The organism is Solibacillus sp. iso_87 (assembly GCF_056173085.1).
In genome coordinates this window covers 3,402,563-3,420,372 of record NZ_CM149656.1, presented here as the reverse complement: position 1 = coordinate 3,420,372, position 17,810 = coordinate 3,402,563, and the positions used below count along the sequence as shown (strand labels likewise).

Annotated in this window: 17 protein-coding genes and 1 riboswitch; of the genes, 11 read left to right on the top strand and 6 right to left on the bottom strand. The window is 39.0% G+C overall.

From position 1 onward, the window contains the following. Window positions 1-12: 12 nt before the first annotated feature. The gene (locus AC0VXV_RS17520) at window positions 13-876 is read left to right on the top strand and encodes an SGNH/GDSL hydrolase family protein (RefSeq protein WP_475529460.1); all 864 of its coding nucleotides are present in this window, start codon (window positions 13-15) and stop codon (window positions 874-876) included. 50 nt (window positions 877-926) lie between these two features. On the opposite strand, the gene AC0VXV_RS17515 is transcribed toward AC0VXV_RS17520, so the two are convergent. Continuing rightward, window positions 927-2,570 carry a glutathione ABC transporter substrate-binding protein gene (locus AC0VXV_RS17515; RefSeq protein ID WP_475529459.1) on the bottom strand — a complete coding sequence of 548 codons (1,644 nt, stop codon included), beginning with the start codon at window positions 2,568-2,570 and terminating at the stop codon, window positions 927-929. Between the two features lie 392 nt (window positions 2,571-2,962). Here AC0VXV_RS17515 and nikC point away from each other — a divergent pair, with 392 nt between their 5' ends. From nikC to AC0VXV_RS17485, 6 genes are all read left to right on the top strand, one after another. Then, window positions 2,963-3,862, top strand: coding sequence for a nickel transporter permease (nikC, locus tag AC0VXV_RS17510; protein WP_475531489.1), 900 nt, complete (start codon window positions 2,963-2,965; stop codon window positions 3,860-3,862). A gap of 15 nt (window positions 3,863-3,877) precedes the next feature. Continuing rightward, window positions 3,878-4,831: an ABC transporter permease gene (locus AC0VXV_RS17505; protein WP_475529458.1), complete on the top strand. Its 954-nt coding sequence runs from the start codon at window positions 3,878-3,880 to the stop codon at window positions 4,829-4,831. A gap of 21 nt (window positions 4,832-4,852) precedes the next feature. After that, window positions 4,853-5,890 carry an ABC transporter ATP-binding protein gene (locus AC0VXV_RS17500; protein ID WP_475529457.1) on the top strand — a complete coding sequence of 346 codons (1,038 nt, stop codon included), beginning with the start codon at window positions 4,853-4,855 and terminating at the stop codon, window positions 5,888-5,890. Beyond that, window positions 5,862-6,875 carry an ABC transporter ATP-binding protein gene (locus AC0VXV_RS17495; RefSeq protein WP_475529456.1) on the top strand — a complete coding sequence of 338 codons (1,014 nt, stop codon included), beginning with the start codon at window positions 5,862-5,864 and terminating at the stop codon, window positions 6,873-6,875. Before AC0VXV_RS17500 ends, AC0VXV_RS17495 begins: the two co-directional genes overlap by 29 nt. Window positions 6,876-6,970: 95 nt before the next feature. Then, the gene (locus AC0VXV_RS17490) at window positions 6,971-8,134 is read left to right on the top strand and encodes an exonuclease SbcCD subunit D (RefSeq protein ID WP_475529455.1); all 1,164 of its coding nucleotides are present in this window, start codon (window positions 6,971-6,973) and stop codon (window positions 8,132-8,134) included. Window positions 8,135-8,136: 2 nt separating this feature from the next. Continuing rightward, the gene (locus tag AC0VXV_RS17485) at window positions 8,137-11,190 is read left to right on the top strand and encodes an AAA family ATPase (protein ID WP_475529454.1); all 3,054 of its coding nucleotides are present in this window, start codon (window positions 8,137-8,139) and stop codon (window positions 11,188-11,190) included. Between the two features lie 50 nt (window positions 11,191-11,240). On the opposite strand, the gene AC0VXV_RS17480 is transcribed toward AC0VXV_RS17485, so the two are convergent. After that, window positions 11,241-11,372 (bottom strand): hypothetical protein, encoded by a 132-nt coding sequence (locus AC0VXV_RS17480; protein ID WP_340733243.1) that lies wholly within the window; start codon window positions 11,370-11,372, stop codon window positions 11,241-11,243. A 68-nt stretch (window positions 11,373-11,440) separates the two neighbouring features. Then, the gene (locus AC0VXV_RS17475; RefSeq protein WP_475529453.1) at window positions 11,441-11,773 is read right to left on the bottom strand and encodes a magnetosome magnetite crystal formation protein family; all 333 of its coding nucleotides are present in this window, start codon (window positions 11,771-11,773) and stop codon (window positions 11,441-11,443) included. A gap of 116 nt (window positions 11,774-11,889) precedes the next feature. Continuing rightward, window positions 11,890-11,998, top strand: a riboswitch (TPP riboswitch). 221 nt (window positions 11,999-12,219) lie between these two features. On the opposite strand from AC0VXV_RS17475, the gene thiT reads away from it, so the two are divergent. The 4 genes from thiT to AC0VXV_RS17455 all read left to right on the top strand — a co-directional run bounded on the left by thiT (window position 12,220) and on the right by AC0VXV_RS17455 (window position 15,376). Further along, complete coding sequence (gene thiT / locus AC0VXV_RS17470; protein WP_475529452.1) at window positions 12,220-12,786, top strand: energy-coupled thiamine transporter ThiT; 567 nt, start codon at window positions 12,220-12,222, stop codon at window positions 12,784-12,786. A 189-nt stretch (window positions 12,787-12,975) separates the two neighbouring features. Then, window positions 12,976-13,728, top strand: coding sequence for a type I methionyl aminopeptidase (gene map / locus AC0VXV_RS17465; RefSeq protein WP_475529451.1), 753 nt, complete (start codon window positions 12,976-12,978; stop codon window positions 13,726-13,728). Window positions 13,729-13,899: 171 nt separating this feature from the next. Continuing rightward, a complete protein-coding gene (locus tag AC0VXV_RS17460; RefSeq protein WP_475529450.1) occupies window positions 13,900-14,742 on the top strand; it encodes a polyphosphate kinase 2 family protein in 843 nt (280 codons plus the stop codon). A gap of 73 nt (window positions 14,743-14,815) precedes the next feature. Beyond that, window positions 14,816-15,376 (top strand): GNAT family N-acetyltransferase, encoded by a 561-nt coding sequence (locus AC0VXV_RS17455; RefSeq protein WP_475529449.1) that lies wholly within the window; start codon window positions 14,816-14,818, stop codon window positions 15,374-15,376. 50 nt (window positions 15,377-15,426) lie between these two features. On the opposite strand, the gene AC0VXV_RS17450 is transcribed toward AC0VXV_RS17455, so the two are convergent. The 3 genes from AC0VXV_RS17450 to AC0VXV_RS17440 form a co-directional block, all read right to left on the bottom strand. After that, complete coding sequence (locus tag AC0VXV_RS17450) at window positions 15,427-15,996, bottom strand: beta-class carbonic anhydrase (RefSeq protein ID WP_475529448.1); 570 nt, start codon at window positions 15,994-15,996, stop codon at window positions 15,427-15,429. Window positions 15,997-16,159: 163 nt separating this feature from the next. Beyond that, complete coding sequence (locus AC0VXV_RS17445; RefSeq protein WP_340716446.1) at window positions 16,160-16,360, bottom strand: hypothetical protein; 201 nt, start codon at window positions 16,358-16,360, stop codon at window positions 16,160-16,162. Between the two features lie 164 nt (window positions 16,361-16,524). After that, window positions 16,525-17,760 (bottom strand): aminopeptidase, encoded by a 1,236-nt coding sequence (locus AC0VXV_RS17440; protein WP_475529447.1) that lies wholly within the window; start codon window positions 17,758-17,760, stop codon window positions 16,525-16,527. Window positions 17,761-17,810: the final 50 nt, after the last annotated feature.

Sequence of the window (17,810 nt, the reverse complement as noted above, 5' to 3'; positions counted from 1 at the left end):
TGGGGTGAATAAATGCGAAAAATAATATTCAGTCTTATTTTTTGTATTGTTCTGTTTCCAACGGCTGCATTAGCCAATGAACGGGAAGTTTATATTGCACTTGGCGACTCTTTGGCAGCAGGGCAAACACCTTACAGTCAAATTGATGCAGGTTATACCGATTACATTGCTTTGCAGCTGGAGCGCCATGGCAAGCTCGGGCATTTTTCTAAAGAGCTTACTTTCCCTGGTTACCGTGTAAAAAATGTGATTGAAACAGTTCAGTCTGAAAAGGCCGCACCATTACTAAGTGAAGCAACATTAATCACACTGTCAGCAGGAGCGAATAATTTACTGCCGCTTATTACACATAACCCGCAACAGGGAACACTCGCTTTTAGTCAGCTGAATGCGAATTTCGCATTAAATGAAGTACGTACCCAAATGGAAGAGCTGCTTTCGTTAATTAATGAAAAGGCACCGAAAGCGGCAGTTTATGTACTTGGCTATTATTTCCCTTATGCTAGTGTTCATAAAGAACAGGCAGCTGGAGCGGTAGAGGCGGTACAGCTTTTAAATACGATACTGAAGCAGGAAACAGAAGCAGCAGGCTATATATTTGTGGATGTTTATGAAGCATTTGAACAGCAGCGCACAACATATTTGCCGAATGTGGCTGATGTGCATCCAAACCAGCTTGGGTACCGTATGATGGCTAATGAAATGTTGAAAAGTTATAGCGGGAATGAGGCACTCATTTTGCCGATCGCTGCAATGCCAGCCCCAAATCCGAAAACATTTGAAGAAATACTGCAGTTGCAAAGGGAGTCAGCTGTAGAAGAAGTACCATATATCGCACTGCATATGCTGGGTCAACCGATACCGATATTTGTATAAAAAAAGCATTCCATCAAGAATTTCTTGAAGGAATGCTTTTTTGTGTTCAACTACTCGCTAATCTTAACGTCACGTAGTTGATAGATGCTGTCAGTACCAACATTGAAGCCAGACACTTTATCAGATACACCAGTTAAAGTATATGGGTGTAATACGAATGCCATTGGCGACTCGTCAGAGATAAGTTGTAAAGCTTCTTTGTAGATTGCTTCACGTGCAGTTGGATCTGCTTCACGACGACCTTTTTCTAATAATTCATCTACTTTTTCGCTTGTGTAGAATGAACGGTTACCTGGGTCACCATGTTGTGAAGAGTGGAATAATGCATATAGACCGTAGTCCGCATCACCAGTTGGGTTAGACCAGCCTAAGATGAACATATCGTGCTCACCAGCAGCTGTTTTTTCCAAGTATGAACCGAACTCCATTACTTCGATTTCAGCTTGAATGTTTAATTTCTTCAATTCTTCTTGTAAAACAATTGCAACTTGTTGACGAGCAGGGTTATCATTCGTCCAAATTGTTGTTTTAAAGCCGTCCGCATATCCTGCTTCTGCAAGTAATGCTTTAGCTTCGTCAATGTTGTAAGCCATAGAAGTCACATCTTCTGTGTATCCGAAAATACCAGGAGCTAATGGTGAAATCGCAGGAATACCAAAGCCTTCATAAATACCTTCGATTAAAGTCGGGCGATCGATTGCTTTAGAAATTGCTTGACGTACTTTTGGATCGTTGAAAGGTTCTTTCTCAGTATTGAAACCAAGGTATGTTAAAGATGAAGAAGCTGTTTCTAATACAGAAGCACCATCAAAACTATTAACATTTGCTACTTGACCAGGCTCTACTGCACCAATAATGTGTGCAAAACCTGATTGTAATTCAGCAACACGAGTAGCACTTTCTGGTACTACTTTAAATGTTACAGAATCAATGTGTGCTGGAGTGCCAGCATATTCTGCGAACTTAACTAATTTAATTTCAGTACCCGGAGTCCAGCTCTCAAATTTGAATGGACCAGTACCAACCGGGTTTGTTCCGATTACAGAACCAGCTTTAACTGATGAATCAGCTTCCATTGCAGCGTAATCTTCTTCGATTGATTTAGGTGAAATAATACTACCACCATTATGCGTTAAGTGAGCAAGTAATGGTGAGAATGGGTATTCAGTTACGAATTGAATAGTAGATTCATCTACTACTTTAACTTCTGTTACCATCTCAAATAAGAAAGCACGTGGAGATGCAACTTCTGGATCTAATAAACGGTCGAATGAAGCTTTTACAGCATCAGCATTAAATGCTTCACCATCATGGAAAGTAACACCTTGTTTAAGCTTGAATTCCCAAGTTAAATCATCTACTTGAGTCCAAGATTCTGCAAGACCAGGTACTAATTCCCCGTTTGCATCACGGTTTACTAATGTTTCATAAAGGTTTGATTGAATGTTAGATGATGGTACGTCATTTGAACCATGTGGATCCAATGAGCTTGCATCAGATAACTCGGCGATAATTAAGTCGCCGCCAGCCGCAGCCTCCTCTGTAGTACCAGAGTCAGTATTTGTTTCAGTTCCAGTGTCTCCGCTATCTTTTGATGTGTCTTCTGAATCATCCCCACCAGCACATGCAGCTAGCACAAGTGCAAGTGTAAATGTAAGAAGTAGCATCCATAGCGACTTTTTAGAAAATGACATGTTGGAAGTCCCCCCATTTAGTTGATTTTAGAATATTACAAAAATGTAATTTCTGTTAATAGAATAGCACATGATTACAAAGCATCAAATACAAAAAAGAAAAAAACTTTTTTAAGTAGAAAAATTATGTTTTTTATAGTATCTTATTATAATGTTATTAAATTCAGAAAAATGATAAAAATCTAACAGAATCAAGTTTTTGGATTTGTTTCCATATAAAAGTACATTATGCAAGTATAACTTTTGAACTAAAAAATATAAAAATATTAAAATATTCTGAATTTTAGTAAAAAAATATTATGTTGAAATGTTCAGATTTCAGTCTATATACTAATGCTTATACAAATTTAATATTGTTGTAAGAAGGAAAATAAAATTTGAAAGGGTGAATTATATTGAGTACAACACAAACAGAGCAAAATCCTTCTACTGTGAGAAAAAGTAATCCCCGAGCAGAAGCTTTTAAAACATTTATGAAGCGTTTATTAAAAAATAAAGCGGCAGTAGTTGGTGGATTAATCATTCTTTTTATCATTTTAGTAGGGATATTTGGACCATTTTTAGTAAAGACAGACCCAAATGCTCAAAATATTTTAAACAAATTACAACCACCTTCAAAAGAGCATTGGTTTGGTACTGATAACTTCGGGCGGGACATTTTCTCCCGTATTGTTAACGGTACAAAGCTAACGTTAACGGTAGGATTTTTATCCGTATTTATTGGCGGAATTATCGGAGTCGTAATAGGAATTGTAGCCGGGTATTACGGAGGGGCAGTAGATACAATTACGATGCGTCTTATGGATATTTTGCTAGCATTCCCTGGTATTTTACTAGCACTTGCGATTGTATCAGTATTAGGTGGTAGTTTAATAAACGTAATTATTGCGGTTGGGATATTCTCAATACCAGCATTCGCCCGTATTGTCCGAGGATCAACCTTACAAGTGAAAAAACTCGAATACATTGATGCGGTAAAAGCACTCGGTGCATCAGATATTCGTATAATCTTTAAGCACATTTTACCGAATATTATGTCACCTATTATCGTACAAGCAACGATGCGTATTGCAACGGCAATTTTGACAGCTTCCGGCTTAGCATTCCTAGGTTTAGGCGCACAGCCGCCAGCAGCGGAATGGGGAGCTATGTTAAGTGATGGTCGTGCGTTTATGCATAATGCGGGACATATGGTATTAATTCCTGGAATGATGATTGTTATCGTAGTTTTGGCATTTAACATTTTTGGTGACGGATTACGTGATGCACTTGATCCGAAGATGAAACAATAGGAGGTGGAACAGTAAATGACTAAATATATTATTCGTCGTTTATTACAAACGATTCCCGTATTGTTTGGGGTTTCAATTTTAGTATTTTCATTGATGTTCCTAATTCCTGGAGATCCTGCACAAGTAATGGCAGGGGAAGGTGCATCTGAACAAACGGTAGAAAATTTACGTGAAAAACTGGGTCTGAATGATCCGCCATATGTGCAATACGGCCGATTTTTAGGGAATGCCCTGCAGGGTGATTTAGGAAACTCCATTCGCAGCGGACGCCCGGTAATGGATGAAATTCAGGCACGTTTTTGGATTACGGTGGAAGTGTCTGTATATGCCACAATTTTAGCTGTATTTATCGGTTTAATTGCCGGAATCATTTCGGCAGTCCGTCATTATACGCTTACTGATGTATCGATTATGATTGTCGCACTTTTCGGTCTATCAATGCCGAACTTCTGGTTAGGTTTACTGCTGATCCAATGGTTTGCATTAGGAAATCTGCCATTCGGTATGGACTTGCCGGAATTTTTAAAAATGCGTCCTTCCGGATGGGGAGATTCATGGCGCCAAATAATTTTACCTGTCGTAACACTAGGGACAGGGGGAGCAGCAATCATTGCTCGTATGACACGTTCGTCAATGCTTGAAGTAATCGGTCAGGACTATATCCGTACTGCTCGTGCAAAAGGTGTGTCAGAGCGTATCGTTATTTACCGCCATGCACTGAAAAATGCGCTCATCCCTGTAGTAACGGTTATTGGTCTGGAGTTTGGCGGTTTCTTAGGCGGTGCTGTATTAACTGAGACAATTTTTGCTATTAACGGTATGGGACGTCTGACAATTGATGCAATCAGGCAAAGGGATTTCCCGATTGTACAAGGGACTGTACTAGTAATTTCACTGTTATTCGTAATTGTAAACCTGCTTGTTGATATTTCTTACAAGTTCTTAAATAAACGAATTGACTTGAACTAAACATGAAAAGAGGTGTGGCAAATGAATGAAACGGAAAACATTTTAGTCGTAAATAATTTACAAACATCATTCGGCACGGATGCTGGAGAAGTACGTGCTGTTGATGGTGTAAGCTTTACTGTTCCAAAAGGTAAAACAATCGGGATTGTAGGGGAATCGGGTTCTGGGAAAAGTATCACATCACTTTCAATACTGCGCTTACTTGCTTCAAACGGTAAAACGAAAGGTGGCGAAGTTCTTTTTAAAGGGAAGGACTTGCTGAAACTTTCAGAAAAAGCGATGCGTGATATTCGAGGAAACCAAATTTCTATGATTTTCCAAGAACCGATGACATCATTAAACCCGGTTTATACTGTAGGCCAACAAATTAGTGAAACAATCCGAATCCATAAAAAATTGGACAAAAAAGCAGCGATGCAGCAATCGGTAGAGATGCTGAAGCTTGTAGGTATTCCATCTCCGGAAAAGCGTGTTAAGCAATACCCGCACGAACTTTCAGGAGGAATGCGTCAACGTGTAATGATTGCGATGGCACTGGCATGTGATCCGGAAATTTTAATTGCGGATGAGCCTACAACAGCGCTGGACGTAACGATTCAAGCACAAATTCTTGAACTGATAAAAGATCTGCAAAATCGTCTAGGCATGTCTGTTATTATGATTACCCATGATTTAGGTGTAGTAGCGGAAACTTGTGATTATGTGGCGGTAATGTATGCAGGACAAGTGGTAGAATACTCAGATGTCCGTTCGTTATTCAAAAATCCGAAACATCCATATACGTTAGGATTACTTAATTCATTGCCACGTCACGATGTGGAACAGGAAAAACTGATTCCGATTAAAGGAATGGTGCCAAGCCCGCATGAAATGCCGGTAGGATGCCGCTTTGCTCCCCGTTGTCCTGTTGCAATCGAGCTTTGCCATAAAAAGCAGCCGGATTTACTGAATACAGATGACAATAGTTCAGAGCAAATCCGCTGTTGGATGTATTCGGACGAATGGGATGGAGAATCGGAGGTGACGCTATATGGCGAAAAAAGAACTGTTAAAGGTTGAGGGACTAAAACAGTATTTCCCGATTAAGGGAGGATTTTTAGGCCGTACAGTCAACCACGTAAAAGCGGTAGATGATATATCCTTTACGATTTATGAAGGGGAAACTGTCAGTATTGTAGGGGAATCGGGTTGTGGTAAATCCACGACAGGTCGTGCGATTTTGCGATTGGAAGAGCCGACAGATGGTTCCGTAGTATTTCAGGGGACTGATATTACGAAAATTCCGAAAGGCGAAATGCGTAAATTCCGCAAAGATCTGCAAATCATTTTTCAGGACCCGTATGCGTCGATCAATCCGCGTCAGACAGTTGCAAGTGTGCTGAACGAAGCAATGCATATTCAAAATGTACTGCCGTCAAATCAGCGACGTGCCCGTATCGAACAACTGCTTGAAACTGTTGGATTACGACCATACCAGGCAGACCGTTACCCACATGAATTCTCTGGTGGTCAACGTCAGCGTATCGGTATTGCCCGTGCATTATCGGTTGATCCAAAACTGATTATTTGTGATGAAGCTGTATCGGCACTGGACGTTTCGATTCAGGCGCAAGTGCTGAACTTACTGGAAGAGCTGCAAAATGAATATGGATTAACTTATTTATTCATCTCGCATGACCTAGGGGTAGTACGTCATATTTCGGATCGTATTATCGTAATGTATTTAGGGAAAATTGTAGAGATTGCCGATAAAACAAGCCTTTTCGAAAACCCCCAGCATCCTTATACGAAAGCATTATTATCAGCGATTCCTGTACCTGATCCGGATGCTGTAAAAAATCGTATTGTTTTAAAAGGTGATGTACCGTCACCTATCGATCCACCACAAGGCTGCCGATTCCATACACGCTGTCCATTTGCGACAGATAAGTGCAGAACGGAAGAACCTGTTTTGCGTACATCTTCTATTATGAAGAATACGCATGAAGCGGCATGCCACTACATGGAAGAAATTTCAGCCGGCAAAATGGCTGTAAAGCAGTAAGTATCGACCGCATCGTACGAACGAATATTCGTACGATGTGGTTTTTTTATTTTCCCTCATGTACACTTAGAGTTAAAAGATAGGAGGCGGTATTCATGAAAATTTTTCACACAGCAGATTGGCATTTAGGAAAAATAGTACAAGGTGTATCGATGACGAAAGACCAGCAATTTGTGCTTAAACAGTTTATCGAAGAAATTAGAAAAGAAAAGCCGGATGTCATTATTATAGCCGGAGATTTGTATGATCGGTCAGTACCACCGACAGATGCGATCCAACTTTTAAATAAAACATTGAAAGAAATTTTAGTCGATGAAAAAACGCCGATTTTAGCAATCGCTGGAAATCATGATAGCGCTACACGTTTAAATTTTGGCAGTGAATTTATGAAGGCGAGCGGTTTACATATCGTCGGTCATTTAGAACTGAATATCGATCCAGTTATTATGCATGATGAATACGGGGACGTTCATTTTTATTTAGTTCCTTTTGCAGAGCCGTCAATTGTACGGGCAGTATTTGACGATCAATCCATTACATCGCATGAAGCGGCGATGGCAAAAATCATTGACCAGATTAAGCAGACAATGGATTATACGAAACGCAATGTTATAATCGGTCACGCCTTCATTACAAAAGACGGGATGCCGGAGCCGAATACAAGTGACTCTGAACGTAAATTGACGATTGGCGGGACGGAATGTATCAGCTCAGCATTATTCGAACCGTTCTGTTATACAGCATTAGGACATTTACATCAGGCCCACTTTGTTGCAAACGAGAAAATTCAATATTCCGGATCGCCACTTAAGTATTCAGAATCTGAAGTGACACATAATAAGGGATTTTTGATTGTTGATTTAAAAGAAGACGGAACAGTGGCGATTGAAAAAAGACTGCTTACACCAATACGGGACATGCGTGTGGTGACGGGAATGCTTGAGGATATATTGCAGCATAAAGTAAATGACGATTATGTATTTGTTAAATTACAGGATGAACATTATGTGAAAGGTGCTGCCGAACTTGTCCGCACTGTTTATCCGAATGCTTTGCATATTGAACGAACGGTTGTGTATGAACAGCTTGAACAGCATGCGACAACAATGAACCGTGTTCAAATGGATGATTCGGAGCTGTTTGAACTATTTTACACGGAAATGACAGGCAAGCCTTTAAGTGATGAAATTAAAGAGATTTATACTGATGTATTAGAGCAGCTAATCGAAAATGAACGTGAAAAACAGGAGGTGCTGTAACGATGAAACCAATCAAATTATCGATGACAGCATTTGGACCGTATCATCAAAAAGAAGTTATTGATTTTACAAAACTCCATGAGCATGGAATTTTTGTCGTTTCCGGTGCAACGGGGGCGGGGAAAACGACTATTTTCGATGCGATTACGTTTGCACTTTATGATTCTGGAAGTGGAGAGGATCGGGAAAAGTCGCTGTTTTTACGCAGTGATTTTGCGGATGAAACGATTGATACGGAAGTCGAACTTGAATTTGAAGTTCACGGTCGCCTTTACCGTATTTGGCGGAAGTTTGGTCATGACGGTGCAAGTGCAAAGCGCGAATTTTTTGAGATTACGGATGGAGTCATTGTACCCGCTGTTGAAAAGTTTCAAGTGAAGCTCATTCAGTCGAAAGTTGAAGAACTGATTGGCTTAACACAGTCCCAATTTAATCAAATCGTCATGCTGCCGCAAGGGGAATTTCAAAAGCTCCTCACATCGGAATCAAAGCATAAAGAGGAGATTTTCCGGAAAATATTCAAAACGGAACGCTTCACGAAAATGGTGGAACTGCTGAAAGAGAAAAAGAATATTGCTGAAAAACATTTTGAACAAGCAAAGATGCAACAGGACAATACAATTCATGAAATCCGGTCCCGACTCCCTCATAGAGAATCGGAATTGTTTTCATCGCTGAACAATGATGTCATTAATCTGTATCAAGTAAAGAGTGCCTTGCTGACAGAACAGCAATATTATGAAGATCAATGTACTGCATTAAAAGGGGAATATGATTTTTCAAAAAATGAATTAAAAAAGTTAGTTAAAACAATAAATGAACAAAGACTGTTAAATGAGCGGATTGAAAAGTTTTTAATGCGGAAAGCGCGGCTCGAAGAATTACTGCAGCAAAAGGATAAAATACAAGCAGAACAGCAGAAACTTGTACTTGCCAAAAAGGCTAATCAAATTGAACCTTTAGAGCGTGAATATGAGAAGGTAAAACGGCAGCTTGAACAAGCAGAAGTCTCCTTACAAAAAGCAAAGACTGACTATGAACGTGCGCAGGCACAACTTCAGCAGGCGACAAATCATTATCAGGAGAAAAAGCGGCAAGAACCATTGTTAGATAACTATACAAAATCGATTTCGCAGCTTGAACAACTTGTTCCGATCTATCAATCGATTAATACACAGCGGGAAAATGTTTCAAAGCTTGCAGAAAACCAAAAAAACGCCAAGCAATTATTTGATAAGCTGCAAAACGAAGCATCCTCTTTAAAAGAAAAACATCAACAGCAGCAAGCCATTATAAATGAGCTGGAAGATGCGACCATTACATACCATGATACGTATGAAGTACATGCTGCATTAACACGGAAAATTGAAATGGTAAAAGAAGTGGCTGCATTACAGATGAATGTGGAAGCTTTAGTGAAACAGCTTGCAGATAAGAAACAAATTACTGATGAAACACAACAGAAGCTGCAAAACATGGAGCAGCAAATACGCAGCAATCAGGCAGCCTTTCTAGTGGCATCATTACAGCACGGGGAAGCATGTCCTGTATGTGGGAGCACAGAGCACCCAGCCATTCATAACAGCGAAGCGGTTGTCATTGATGAAAATGTGTTGGCACAGCTGCGTCAGGAAGGTGATAGGGCGATGCAAAGCTTTTATCAGGTCAATTCGCAATTAGATGTGGAAAAGGCAACATTGGAACAGAAAAGAAGTGCGCTTCAGTCACTTGAAGCTGAGCTTTCACAACTACATGAGTATGAACAGCAATTGGCCGTACTGACTGCGCAGTTGACAAAGCAAAAACAGCAGCAGGCCCAGCTTATCAATGAAAAGAAAACGATGGCACAGCTTTCAGAAAACAAAGAAGTGTTGCAAGGTCGCATTGAAAAAGGGCAGCAATATGTAATCGATATTGATAAACAATATGCGCAGGAAAAAGGGAAGCTTGAGCAAAGTGAGCAATCATTATTGCCTCAGTTTTCTAGATTGGATGAAGTAACACAAGAATTGGCAAGCCAGCAGCAAAAACATCACCATTTAAAAATTGCGATTCAAAATGCACTTGAAGCGATGCAAAAAATCCAATTAGATGAAAAAACTTGTGAAGTGAACCATCTACATGCGAAGAATCTTGTAACAGAAAAACAGCAGGAATATACTTTAGCTCGAAAAGTATTTGAGTCAGCATTGCTGCAGGAAGGTTTCGACTTAGAAACGTATAAAACTGCGTTATTGCCTTTAAATGTACAGCAGCAAATTCAGGATGCGGTTGAAGCGTACAAGCAAAATGTTCATACATTATCTGTTCAAATTGCTGAGGAAGAACCTTTGCTTGAAGGAAAAGAACGAGCTGATTTAACGGCATGTGAGCAACAGATTCATGAGCTGAATGAGCAGATTGAGGCAAAGTACTCAAAAATGACACTGATCCAGTCCTATGTGGAGCAATGTGAGGAGACGCGCGATAGACTTGACCAATCCGCACAGCAGATCGAAAGCTATAAAGCGAAACTGATGCAAGTTGAACATGTTTATAATTTAATTCGCGGTCAAAATGATGCGAAAATTTCATTTGAGCGGTTTGTACAAATCGGCTATTTGGAAAAAGTGACCCATGCGGCAAATGAACGTTTGCGTGTCCTATCAAATGGCCAATACTTCCTGAAATCTACAGGAAGGAAAGAAGGAAATGCCCAAAGCGGACTCAGCATCGATGTATATGACAGCCATACAGGGCAAACGCGGGATGTAAAAACACTGTCCGGCGGTGAAAAATTTAATGCATCACTTTCATTAGCATTAGGAATGGCCGATGTTATTCAAAGTGTTCAAGGAAGTGTGCATATCGATACGATGTTTATTGATGAAGGCTTCGGTACTTTAGATGAGGAAGCGTTAAGAAGGGCAATCGATATATTGATCGATCTTCAACAAACAGGCCGCTTAATCGGCGTCATCTCCCATGTGGCCGAACTAAAAGCAGCAATGCCGGCTATTTTACAAGTGCAAAAGCTAAAAGAAGGCTACAGTAAAACGGAGATCATTATTAAATAAGAAAAAACACATTTCCCTCCAGTAAAAGTGGGAAATGTGTTTTTTTTGCATTAACGTTTTGGAGTTCGTCGTGTAGTTGCTGGTTGGGGTGTAGATTTTTTGTTGTCCATCATTTTTTTTATGATAGGATACACGATTGGTCCATATTTAATTGCTGTTTTAATAAGTTTATTTAATTTCATTAGTAAACACTCCTTAACGAATACATTTCGTATAAAAAATATACCCAAAGAACAAGCTTTCATAAACATTAACGTAAAACTTTAATCGCTTGAGCTAGATTCCATATCGCCAGGATGAACGTAATAACAACTAAAAGAATAAATCCGATAAAATGCGAACTAATAAAAAAATCCTGAATGCTCAAGGTCAAAGTATCGTTCCAGGAAAGAACGGAAGTGAAAAAGTAAATAATGTACAGAATCCCTAACAGTATCGGTATGAGTTGTGTAATAAAAGCTTTTTTAGAATGGCCTTTAACTGCATTATCTTTCGTAACAATAAATATAATTAACGGTAAAATAAACGGTGCAAAATAAAAGCTTAAATAGCTCAGTGCACTTAAACCTTTCGATTGATCCATTATTTATCACTCCTTCGTATCTATTATATGTAATTCTAGTACGTTTCAAAATAATAGCTGTTGAAAGTTGTAAAAATATTCGTTACAATGAGCATGTTCAAACAATAAAAAATTAGATGTACCACAAGGGGTGCCGAGAAAGTCGGCTGAGATTGTGCACGGGATTGCACTGACTCTTTGAACCTGTAAGTTAGCACTTGCGTAGGGATGTGGATAGAATCCGACTGTTCAAACGATAGTCAGGCTTTTGTCCTGACTATCGTTTTTTACTTTTTCTAAAAACCTTCTGAAAAAGTAAAAGCCTCCGGCGGATGTCATGGATTCGGATATGAGTTCTTTACGCGAGCGTAAAGCCGAATCCCGACGCAATTACGCTAATGCGTAATTGATTTCTATTCTATCCCTCTTCACTTTTGTTACATCGGATAAAAGAAAGGGGAATTGTTATGGACAGAATGAAATTATTGATGATGGTGGAGATAGCGATATTTGCTGCCATCGGACTTGTGTTGGATCAAGTATCATTTAAAATGTGGGCACAAGGCGGGTCAATCAGCTTTGTTATGGTACCGATCATGTTAATGGCTATTCGTTGGGGGTTAACGGCAGGACTTGCAACAGGTTTGCTGATCGGCGTTATGCAAATGATGTTCGGTGCTTACATTGTACACTGGCTTCAGGCAATTTTAGATTATGGTCTTGCCTTTACAGTAGTAGGATTAGCGGCAATTGTAAGAAAGCCATTATTAGAGGCTGCACAATCGTTCAATAAAGTAAAAATGGCACTTTATATCGTCATCGGGGCCCTTATAGGTGGTGCTTTAAGATTTGTTTCGCACTTGCTTGCAGGTGTCGTGTTCTTTAAAGAATATGCAGGCGATGATAATGTATGGGCCTATTCAATTATTTACAACAGTACTTATATGGTACCTGCTACAATACTTACGGCAATTATCGCAGTTATTTTATTCACTTCTGCACCCCGATTACTGCAAAAAGTAAAAACAACATAGCGAATAGAAAACTCAAGGCTTGCAGCGAGAAATACAATTCCCGCTGCAAGTTTTTTCTTTTTTATATAGTAGAAAGTCGTACTAAATTAGTAATAAACCGGTAAATTTTAAAATCCTTGAACAATTACAACCGATTTTAAGTATGCTATAGTTAAGGGTAGACATTGTTTAAGAGGAAGGAAGTTACACATGATTGTTACTACTCAAGAAGAAATACAGGCGTTTAAAAAAATTGGACGCATTTGTGCTGAAATTCGTGAGGCGATGAAAGCTGCGACAGTACCTGGCGTGACAACGAAAGAATTAGATGAAATTGCAGGCCGTATGTTTGCGGAAGCAGGCGCGGTTTCAGGTCCTAAAGGCGAATATGATTTTCCGGGATATACATGCATTTCAGTAAATCACGAAGTTGCACATGGTATTCCAGGTAACAAGGTTATTCAGGAAGGCGATATCGTAAACATTGATGTTTCGGGCTCTTTAAACGGGTATTTTGCAGATACAGGTATTTCATTTGTCGTTGGTGAAGGTTATGAAGAGAAAGAAAAACTTTGCACTGTAGCAAAATCAGCATTTGATCGTGCAATGACAAAGGTTAAAGCAGGTTCAAAATTAAATCAAATCGGTAAAGCTGTAGAGCGTGAAGCACGGGATCACGGGTTGACAGTAATTATGAACTTAACTGGTCATGGCTTAGGTAAATCATTACACGAAGAGCCAAACCATGTATTGAACTATTATGATGCTTGGGATACAACAATCATGAAAGAAGGCATGGTGTTGGCAGTAGAGCCGTTTATTTCGGCAAAGGCTGAGCATATCGTAGAATCAGGTGACGGCTGGACATTCATTACACCGGACAAATCATTAGTTGCCCAAATCGAACATTCGATTATCGTAACTAAAGACAAACCGATCATTTTAACAACATTAGAAGACTAAGTTATAAACGTGGGTGCATACATAAGTGCACCCGCGTTTTTTGTTCTATCAAAACATGGTCCCAACATAAAATAATCAAATGATTCAAATAAATGACTGCAACAATTACCAATTCCATACACTTTCAAGTAAAATATACATAAATAAATGGAGTAGGGGAGGCAGCACTATTTGAAAAAGCTAAAAGATGTGGATTTATCGCAAAAACTGGAGAAGGAAATCTATAAGAAGCAATTGAAAGCTTTGCAATACGAAATGCTAAATGCCCAGCAATTTTTATTCAACAATAAAATTGGCCTTATTATTGCATTTGAAGGTATGGATGCAGCAGGCAAAGGGGGAGCGATCAAGCGCCTAACAGAACGTATCGATCCGCGCGGGTTAATGGTATGGCCGATCTCTGCCCCACAGCCTCATGAAATGAGGTATCATTATATGCAACGTTTCTGGAGAAAGTTGCCGCAGCATGGCCAGATCGCAATTTTCGACCGTTCCTGGTATGGGCGGGTATTGGTGGAGCGCATAGAAGGGTTTGCTGAAGAAGCAGAGTGGAAACGCGCTTATGAAGAAATTAATAGCTTTGAGAAACAGCTGACAGATGAAGATTATATAATGATTAAATTTTGGATCCATATCGATTCGGATGAACAGCTTAAACGTTTTAATGAAAGAGCAGCCGATCCGTATAAATCATGGAAATTGACAGCTGAAGATTGGCGGAACCGTGATAAATTTAATTTATATTTTGAGGCAGCCGATGAAATGTTCGAAAAAACCGATTCGGAAAACGCTCCTTGGCACTTAATAGCAGGGAACGACAAAAACTACGCACGTGTTCAAGTACTAAAAGAAACAGTTGCCCATATAGAAAAAGAAGTTACAAAACGGGGCATGAAGCTTACAAACATTTTCGAAAAGGTTAAAGAAACAGTTGTAGATAAAGAGAAAACGGAATTTATAGATATAAAGCCAGAGCCTGTAAAATCAATAAAGAAAAAGTTGAAAAAACGGTAGGCAAGCTTTGAAATGAAATGAAGGTGGTTCAATGAAAAGCTTATTCAAGCTATTTCACAAGAAGGAGGGTCCAATGGTTCGACTTATTGGGCAACAATGTTCGCTTCGCACATTTACCCCGTCCGATGCGAAAGGGTTGGCAAAATTATTAAGAGACAATAAAATGTATTGGTCCGAATTTGAACCATTACATCGCGATGAATTTTACACAGAACAAGTACAGTATAATAAGATTTTGGAAAGCGTACATTTGCTGCAAACAAACCGGGAATTTTCTTTCGGAATTTTTTACAATGCGACAGGTCAATTAATCGGGCATATTTCACTCTATTCAATTAAACGTTTACCTTATTCAAGCGGTTTTATCGGCTATTCAATGGATGAGAATTTCACAGGTAGAGGAATTGTGACCGAAGCGGTACGTCTAGTTATGGAATTCGCTTTCATAACATTGAATCTTCACAGAATAGAGGCATATGTTGCACCACCAAATTCAGCTTCCATTCGAGTATTGGAAAAGTCGGGTTTTACAAGGGAAGGGTTATTGCGAGAGCTGTTGTATATAAACGGAAAATGGGTCGACCATTATATGTACGCCATTTTGCAGCGGGAATATAAAGGGACGACAATATAAAAAAGCGACAGTGTTCATTATGAAGAGCACTGTCGTTTATCATTTATTATTTATTTTTGGTCAACTGTGCCGTCCGTTACCAAATCCAGCTTTCCTGTTGCAGGATCGATAATAAGACCATGTACAGGAACACCTTTTGGCATTAGCGGATGTGTTCTAACTAAATCAACACTCTTTAATACGCTTGTTTCAACATCCCCAAAACCGCATAACCATTCTTTTAAATCAAATCGAGCGTAATTGATGACATCAATCGTTTCCTGTTTAATCCCTCGTTCAAGCATATGACCGATCATTACGTTCGGATCAACTGCACTCATCCCGCAGTCGTAGTGGCCGATAATATATACTTCATCCGCCTGTAATTCATAAACCGCTACAAGTAAACTACGCATAATCCCGCCGAATGGGTGATTTACGATTGCCCCTGCACTTTTTACAACTTTGACATCCCCATTGCGCAAATTCATTGCTTTAGGTAGTAATTCAACTAAACGTGTATCCATACAAGTTAAAACAACAATTTTTTTATCAGGATATTTTGTTGTAGCATACTGCTCATATTGTTTTTCATCTACGAATTTTCCGTTAAACTCTAAAATTGTTTGTAATGCAGACATTTGTTCTTCAAACCCCTTTCGATTCTTTTATATTTTAAAATATTTTTTAGATAATTCAAATAAATGCGCATTAATAAAGTTAAATTTCTACTAAATAGAGAGAAGTATAGCAAGAATCCGCTATCGAAAAAAACAACCACCTTTTAGAGTGGTTGTAAAAAACTTAATGATGATGGTGGCCATCCAATGATTTTTCGTTTGGCGCAAATGTGTTTGCCTTTGAATCTACTATAACAGAGTCGTGTGATTGTAAACCAATACGTAAATACATAATAAACATAAATAAGAATACAAGAAGTATTACCGTAAATCCTAACACTACCGTATAGTAGTCAGATAAGAACGGATAATGGTGATCAAACATTATAAAAACTCCTCTCTATTTTAGTGATAACAATCATTAACCAATTATAACCTAAAAAATTGGAACATTGTAGGGTAATTTAGTTAGTTAATGTAGAAAAAATTGTAAATATGGCGACATCTTAAAATTTTATTTATTGCTAAAAGACGGATTCTATCTTGCTATTAAAATGCCCAGTTCCCATTACGGAAAACTGGCTCAGCTTGTCCATTTGTAGTAATTCCGTCAATATTCATCTGTTCAGAGCCGATCATGAAATCGACATGTGTAATACTTTCATTTAAACCGTTTGCTTTTAACTCATCACGTGACATTGACTTTCCGCCTTCGATACAAAATGCATAAGCGCTGCCGATTGCCAAATGGTTAGATGCATTTTCATCGAATAATGTATTGTAAAATAAAATATTCGATTGTGAAATTGGAGAATGGAATGGAACAAGTGCTACTTCTCCTAAATAATGTGAGCCTTCATCTGTAGCAACAAGATTTTTTAACACTTCTTCACCTTGCTCGGCCTCTACTTTAACAATGCGCCCATTTTCAAATGTAAGTTTGAAGTTGTCGATAATATTACCGCCATAGCTTAATGGTTTTGTACTAGATACATACCCGTTTACACCATCTTTATGCGGTACTGTGAAAACTTCTTCAGTCGGCATATTTGCCATGAACTCTTCGCCTTTTTCGTTGATACTGCCTGCCCCGCACCACAAATGTCCTTTAGGAAGCTCAATCGTCAAGTCCGTCCCAGGAGCTGTATAATGCAATTTCGCATAGTTTTTATTGTTTAAGTAATCAACTTTTTCATGCAAGTTGTCATTATGCTGTGCCCAAGCTTCTACTGGGTTATCCAGATCCGCACGTGTCGCTTTAAAGATGGCATCCCATAATGCATCTAATTGCTTTTCTTCCGGTAAATCCGGGAATACTTTACGAGCCCATTGTTTTGATGGAGCTGCAATAACCGTCCAGCTAATTTTATCCGACTGAACATATTGACGGTATTTGTTTAATGCAGTGCCTGAAGCCTTCTGGAATGCTGCAATTCGTTTTGAATCAATCCCCGACAGTAAATCCGGACTTTGAGATACGATGCTCATAAATGCCGCACCTTCCTCAGCAAGCCATTCACGCTCCTGTACTTTCCAAGGAGGGAAGAAGTCGAAAGAATCTTCCGGTGCCAACTCATATCGAGCACGTGTAATTTGATCATCTGTATAATCTACAAATACTTGTTTAGCTCCAATTTCATAAGCGATTTTTGTCACTACTTGTACAAAAGGTGCCGATTCGATAGAAGCAGCAATATACAAATATTGATTCGGCTGAATATTGACACCGATTTTTACTGCTAGTTCTGCGTATTTCGTTAAATTTGCTTCGAACATAGAATTCATTGATTCATTCCTCCAATAATTTTCTTAAAAATTAGTTAATTCCTGACACA